At 69.2% G+C, this 6,257-nt stretch carries 4 protein-coding genes and 2 pseudogenes; 5 read left to right on the top strand and 1 reads right to left on the bottom strand.

Features of this window, described 5'->3' with window-relative positions; all coding sequences use genetic code 11:
- A pseudogene (locus tag ACN675_RS27005) lies at window positions 1-543 on the bottom strand (folate-binding protein); the annotation flags it as partial.
- Between the two features lie 55 nt (window positions 544-598).
- Between ACN675_RS27005 and ACN675_RS27000 the strand changes: the two are divergent.
- The 5 genes and pseudogenes from ACN675_RS27000 to ACN675_RS26980 form a co-directional block, all read left to right on the top strand.
- On the top strand, window positions 599-1,453 hold the full coding sequence (locus tag ACN675_RS27000) for an aminodeoxychorismate lyase (protein WP_420753744.1): 855 nt from the start codon (window positions 599-601) through the stop codon (window positions 1,451-1,453).
- Between the two features lie 224 nt (window positions 1,454-1,677).
- A complete protein-coding gene (locus ACN675_RS26995) occupies window positions 1,678-3,171 on the top strand; it encodes a cytochrome ubiquinol oxidase subunit I (RefSeq protein WP_420753743.1) in 1,494 nt (497 codons plus the stop codon).
- Window positions 3,172-3,183: 12 nt separating this feature from the next.
- Entirely contained in the window at window positions 3,184-4,227 is a 1,044-nt protein-coding gene (gene cydB / locus ACN675_RS26990) for a cytochrome d ubiquinol oxidase subunit II (protein WP_420753742.1), read from the top strand.
- An 11-nt stretch (window positions 4,228-4,238) separates the two neighbouring features.
- Complete coding sequence (gene cydD / locus ACN675_RS26985) at window positions 4,239-5,933, top strand: thiol reductant ABC exporter subunit CydD (RefSeq protein WP_420753745.1); 1,695 nt, start codon at window positions 4,239-4,241, stop codon at window positions 5,931-5,933.
- 104 nt (window positions 5,934-6,037) lie between these two features.
- A pseudogene (locus tag ACN675_RS26980) lies at window positions 6,038-6,257 on the top strand (ABC transporter ATP-binding protein); the annotation flags it as partial.

The following is a 6,257-nucleotide window of genomic DNA, read 5'->3' as shown; positions in this document are numbered from 1 at the left end:
ACCGCCGGGCAGCGCGACCGCCTCGTACGGCCGGGCCGGCAGCGCCTCGATGCCGAGCGCGGTGAGGATGCGCGGGTCGCCGGACTCCGGGCCGAGCAGGCTCAGCACCGCCAGTTCGTTCCCGTCGCGGGGTTCGGCCTTGGCCCAGAAGACCATCTTGGTGAGGAACGCCAGCAGGTCGGGTCCGCGCGCGGGTTCGGTGTCGATCCATGTGACACCGTCGAGGTCGGTCTGCACGAAGTGGTGTTCGATGCGTCCGTTGGCGTCCAGGCTCAGGTTCTCGGCGGAGGTGCCGTCCGGCAGCGCCGCGACGTGCTGGCTCGAGATCGTGTGCAGCCACGAGAGCCGTTCCTCGCCGGAGATCGCGATGACGAACCGCGTCGACCGGTCGATCACCGCCGCTCCGAGCGTCGCGGCGCGCTGTTCACCGAGGGGATCGCCGTGGTGCCAGGGAAGTCCGGCATCGGGTGTGCCTGCGGGGGCGGCGACGGCGTCGGGGAGCGCGAGCAGTGGGCTTTCGGTCACGATCGGAAACTCGGCCACGACACCAGTCTATGGGGAACGAGGTCGTGGACCGCCAATGGATAGGGTGGGCGCCATGGCTGATCGGGTGCTGGTGACGCTGGACGGCGAGGTGCGGGACGCGGATGCGCCGCTGCTCCATGCCGACGATTTCGGTGTGCTGCGGGGGGACGGCGTCTTCGAGACATTGCTGGTGCGGGAGGGGCGGGCACGGACCGTTGATCGGCACCTGGCCCGGTTGGCGGCGTCCGCCGAGGCGGCGGGCCTGCCCGAACCGGATCGCGACGACTGGCGGCTGGCGATCGACCTGGCCGTCGAACAGTGGGGCAAGGACCGCGAGGGCGCGCTGCGGCTGGTGTACACCCGGGGCCGCGAGACCGGCGGCGGTCCGACCGCCTTCCTGCTGGTCACCCCGGTCGCGGAGCGGATCGAGGTGGCGCGGCGCGACGGCGTGTCGGTGGTGTCCCTCGAGCGGGGATTCTCGGTGGATCTGGCGTCGCGGGCGCCGTGGCAGCTCCTCGGCGCGAAGACGCTGTCGTATGCGACGAACATGGCGGCACTGCGGCACGCCGAGTCCCTGGGCGTGGACGACGTGATCTTCGTCAGCAGTGAGGGATGCGTGCTCGAGGGGCCGCGTTCGACCGTGGTGATCGCGCGCGGCCGGACGTTGCTGACCCCGCCCCCGGCGCAGGGGATCCTGCCGGGAACCACGCAGCAGGCGCTGTTCGAGGTCGCGGAACAACGCGATTTCGCGGCCCGGTACGAAACCCTCCGCCCGGCCGACCTCATCGTCGCCGACGGGGTGTGGCTGGTGTCGAGTGTGGCACTCGCGGCGCGGGTCCATACCCTCGACGGGCATCCGCTCGAGCGGCGGGCGCTGGACCGCGAGGTCGAGGAACTGATCGATCTGGCGGTCGACACGATCGACTAGAGACCACGCGCCGCGGGCCTCCGGGTGAGCCGGGGCCCTCGTTCGGGACGACTGTGTTTGTGGACACCGTGTCCGTATCCGGGGCAAATAGCTACTACAGTTCGTAGTAACACCGGATCGTCCTCGCGCACGTCGCGGGGCCGATACGTTGTGCACTGAATTCGGGTGTGTCAGCCCACAGCCCGGATTCGGCGATTGTTCCTGGGCGTCACCACGGAGTTGCCATGGATGTGTTGGACCTGTCCCGGTGGCAGTTCGGCATCACCACCGTCTATCACTTCATCCTCGTCCCGCTGACCATCGGCCTCGCGCCGATGATCGCGATCATGCAGACGATGTGGGTGGTCACGAAGAAGGACCACTGGTATCGCCTGACCAAGTTCTTCGGCAAGCTGTTCCTCATCAACTTCGCACTCGGTGTCGCCACCGGCATCGTCCAGGAGTTCCAGTTCGGCATGAACTGGAGCGAGTACTCCCGGTTCGTCGGTGACGTCTTCGGTGCGCCACTGGCCCTCGAGGGCCTCGTCGCGTTCTTCCTCGAGTCCACGTTCCTCGGCCTGTGGATCTTCGGGTGGACCCGGTTGCCGAAACTGCTTCACCTCGCGACGATCTGGCTGGTCGCGATCGGCGTGAACGCGTCGGCGTTCTTCATCATCTCCGCGAACTCGTTCATGCAGCACCCCGTCGGTGCGGTCTACAACCCGGAGACCGGGCGCGCCGAACTCACCAGCATCTGGACGCTCCTGACCAACAACACCGCCCTGGCCGCGTTCCCGCACGCCGTCGCCGGCGCCTTCCTCACCGCGGGCACCTTCGTCGCGGGCATCGCCGGCTGGTGGATGGTCCGGAATATGCGGCGCGCCAAGGACTCCGACGACGCCGTCGAGGCGGACCGGCTCGAGGGCGACGCGCGTGGCATCTTCCGTCCGGCCGCGCGGCTCGGCATGCTCGTGATGATGATCTCCGGCGTCGCCGTGATCCTCACCGGCGATGTCCAGGCCAAGCTGATGTTCGAGCAGCAGCCGATGAAGATGGCCTCCGCGGAATCGTTGTGCCACACCGAGGTCGACCCGAACTTCTCGGTCCTGACCATCGGCACGCACAACGACTGCGACGGTGTCACCCACCTCATCGAGGTTCCGTTCGTCCTGTCCTACCTCGCCGAAGGCAACTTCTCCGGCGTTGAACTGCAGGGTGTGCAGGATCTGCAGGAACAGTACGAGGGGCAGTTCGGTCCCGGCAACTACCGGCCCAACCTGTTCGTGACGTACTGGTCGTTCCGCGCCATGATCGGGCTCGGTGCGGGTTCGCTGGCCCTGGCGCTGGCAGGACTGTGGGTCACGCGCGGCGGCCGCGTCCCCGACCAGAAGTGGTTCGGACGACTGAGCATCCTCGCGATCCCGACCCCGTTCCTGGCCAACAGCGCAGGCTGGATCTTCACCGAGATGGGACGCCAGCCCTGGGTCGTGCACCCCAACCCGACCGGTGTCGACATGATCCGTCTCACCGTCGACCAGGGCGTCTCCGACAACGCCGGCGCCACCGTCATCACCTCGCTGGTCGCGTTCACCCTCGTGTACGCCGCCCTGGGCGTGGTGTGGTTCTGGCTGATCCGCCGCTACACGATCGAAGGGCCCCTGCCGCACGACGCGCACCCGCCGGGCGAGCACGACGAACCCGACGACGGCCGGCCCAAGCAACTGTCCTTCGCGTACTAGGAGAGCACGATCATGGGACTTCAAGAGCTCTGGTTCGTCCTCATCGCGGTGCTGTTCACCGGATACTTCGTGCTCGAAGGCTTCGACTTCGGCGTCGGCATGCTCATGCCCGTCCTCGGACGGGGCAGGGACGAGGTCGCCGACACCCGGCGGCGCGTGCTGCTCAACACGATCGGGCCGGTGTGGGACGGCAACGAGGTCTGGCTGCTCACCGCCGGCGGGGCGCTCTTCGCGGCGTTCCCCGAGTGGTACGCGACGTTGTTCTCCGGGTTCTACCTGCCGCTGCTGCTGATCCTGCTCGCCCTCATCGTGCGGGTCTGCGCGATCGAGTACCGCGGCAAGATCGACGACCCGACCTGGCGTCGCCGCTGGGACCTCGGCATCATCGCCGGATCCTGGGTGCCGGCCGTCCTGTGGGGTGTGGCGTTCGCCAACATCGTCCGCGGCGTCGCGATCGACGAGAACAAGCAGTACGTCGGCGGGTTCTTCGCGCTGCTGAACCCGTACGCGCTGCTCGGTGGTGTCACCACGGCACTCGTGTTCGCCTTGCACGGCGCGGTGTTCCTCGCGCTGAAGACCGGTGACGAGGTCCGCGGCGACGCGGTGAAACTCGCGCACCGCCTGTCGATTCCGACGGTCGTCGTGGCCGGCGCGTTCGTGCTGTGGACGCAACTCGCCTACGGCAAGACCTGGACCTGGATCCTCGTGGCGGCCGCCGCGGTCGCGTTGCTCGCCGTGGTCGCACTCACCCGCGCCGAGCGGGAAGGCTGGGCGTTCGTGTTCACGACCGTCGCGATCGCGGGCACGATCGTGCTGCTGTTCGGCTCGCTGTTCCCGAACGTCATGCCGTCGACGCTGAACGAGGCGTGGTCGCTGACGATCGAGAACGCGTCGTCGAGCCCGTACACGCTGAAGATCATGACGTGGGCCGCCGTCCTCGTCACCCCGGTCGTCCTGATCTACCAGGGCTGGACGTACTGGGTCTTCCGCCAGCGCATCTCGACCCATCACATCCCGAAGTCGATCGGCCTGCCGATCGGAGCGGGCCGGTCGTGACCACCCCCGACGTGGCCCCCGCGCACCGTCTCGATTCTGCGGAATCCGGCGGTGCGCGGGGGCGTCGTCGCCCGATCGATCCGCGGTTGTGGCGCTACTCGGCGTCCGTCCGCGGATATCTCGTCCTGTCCGTCGTCGCCGCGCTCATCGACGTCGCGGCAATCGTGGTGTCCGCGTTGATGATCGGCCGGATCCTCGCCGGGGTCATCACCACCGACGCCCGCGCCCTCGGGGACTGGCGTACCGACCTGATCGTGCTCGCCACGGCGATCGCGGTGCGCGTCGTCACCAGCTGGGTGCGCAGCCGCTACGCGCACCGTTCCGCGAGCCGTGTCGTCGCCGAACTCGAACACGAGGTGCTCGCCGCGGCCGCGGCGACGCCGCCCCGCGACCTGGATCCGCGCCGCGACGAGATCGCCACTGTGCTCACCCGCGGACTCGGCGGCCTCACCGAATACCTCACCGGCTACGTGCCGGCGCTGCTGCTCGCGGTCGTGTCCACCCCGATCGTGCTCGTCGCCATCGCGACCCAGGACCTCACCTCCGCGATCGTCGTCGCCGTGACCTTGCCGCTCATCCCGGTGTTCATGATCCTCATCGGCCTGCTCACCAAGGGTCGCGCCGACCGCACGCTGCGCACGATGACCACCCTGTCCGCGCAGCTGCTGGACCTGCTCGCGGGCCTGCCGACCCTGCGCGCGCTCGGTCGTGAGAAGGGACCCGCGGGCCGCGTCCGCGAACTCGGGGACGACCACCGCCGTGCCACCATGTCGGCGCTGAGGGTCGCGTTCCTGTCCGGTTCGGTGCTCGAATTCCTCGCGACCCTGTCGGTGGCGCTCGTCGCCGTCGGTATCGGGTTGCGTCTCGTCGTCGGTGGGATGCCGCTCGAGGCCGGGATCGTCGCGTTGATCCTCGCGCCCGAGGCGTATCTGCCGCTGCGCACCGTGGGCGCCAAGTTCCATGCCGCCGAAGACGGAATGGCCGCGGCGGAAAGGGCTTTCGCGATCCTCGATACCGCGTCTCCGGCCGCCGTCGCGCCCGTGGCCGGTCGCGCACTCGACGCCCGTGGTCGCGACCTCGTGCTCGACGGCGTGTCCGTCGCGGGTCGCGACGGCTACGCCCCGCACGCCCTCGACGCGGTGTGCCGTCCCGGCACGATCACCGTGCTCACCGGCGCCAACGGCGCCGGCAAGAGCACCACGCTGCTCGCGATCCTCGGCCTCGCCGAACCCTCCTCCGGTCGCGTCCTGATCGGCGCCGACGAAGTGTGCGGCACCGACGTCTGGTGGTCGCAGGTCGCCTGGCTGCCGCAGCGGCCGGTCCTGCTGCCCGGGACCCTCGCCGACAATCTCGCGCTCACCGGCGTCGACGCCACCTCACCCGACCTTGTAAATGTCTGTGCCGCAACAGGATTCGACGAAGTGCTGGACGAACTCCCGGACGGATGGGACACCCGGGTCGGAGCCGGTGGAACCGGCCTGTCCCTCGGCCAGCGGCAACGTCTCGCGCTGACCCGCACCCTCGCGTCCCCGCGTCCGGTGCTGCTGCTCGACGAACCCACCGCGCACCTCGACACCATCACCGAGGCGACCGTCCTGGCCGCCCTGCGCGAACGCGCGGATCGCGGCGCGACCGTCGTCGTCGTCGCGCACCGGCCCACCCTGCTGGCCGCCGCCGACACCGTCGTGGAGGTGACCGCACGATGACCACTCGACCCGGAGCTTCCGAGCGAATGTATCCTTCGTCTCCTTCAACCGAGCGAACGGTACATTCGCTCGGAAAAACGGGGGGTGGCCGACAGGGCCGTCCGATGGGCGATCTTCGCCGCGCCATGGCCCTGCTCGAACTCGAACCGCGCCGCGTCCTCGTCGCCGTCGCGGCCGGTGTCGCGACCCTCGGGGCCGCGCTGCTGCTGTCGGGGCTCTCGGCGTGGCTCATCATCCGCGCCTGGCAGATGCCTCCCGTCCTCGACCTCACCGTCGCGGTCGTGGCCGTGCGCGCCCTCGGCATCTCTCGGGGCCTGTTCCGCT

It is taken from the genome of Rhodococcus sp. O3 (assembly GCF_048897285.1).
GTDB lineage: Bacteria > Actinomycetota > Actinomycetes > Mycobacteriales > Mycobacteriaceae > Rhodococcus.
The sequence above is the reverse complement of the archived record's forward strand: the minus strand, read 5'-3'. Positions and strand labels throughout refer to the sequence as shown.

Bases quoted from the DNA above. Each gene is read 5' to 3' on its own strand.
- cydB (WP_420753742.1), top strand. From the start codon at position 3,184: ATGGGACTTCAAGAGCTCTGGTTCGTCCTCATCGCGGTGCTGTTCACC.
- ACN675_RS26995 (WP_420753743.1), top strand. From the start codon at position 1,678: ATGGATGTGTTGGACCTGTCCCGGTGGCAGTTCGGCATCACCACCGTC.
- ACN675_RS27000 (WP_420753744.1), top strand. From the start codon at position 599: ATGGCTGATCGGGTGCTGGTGACGCTGGACGGCGAGGTGCGGGACGCG.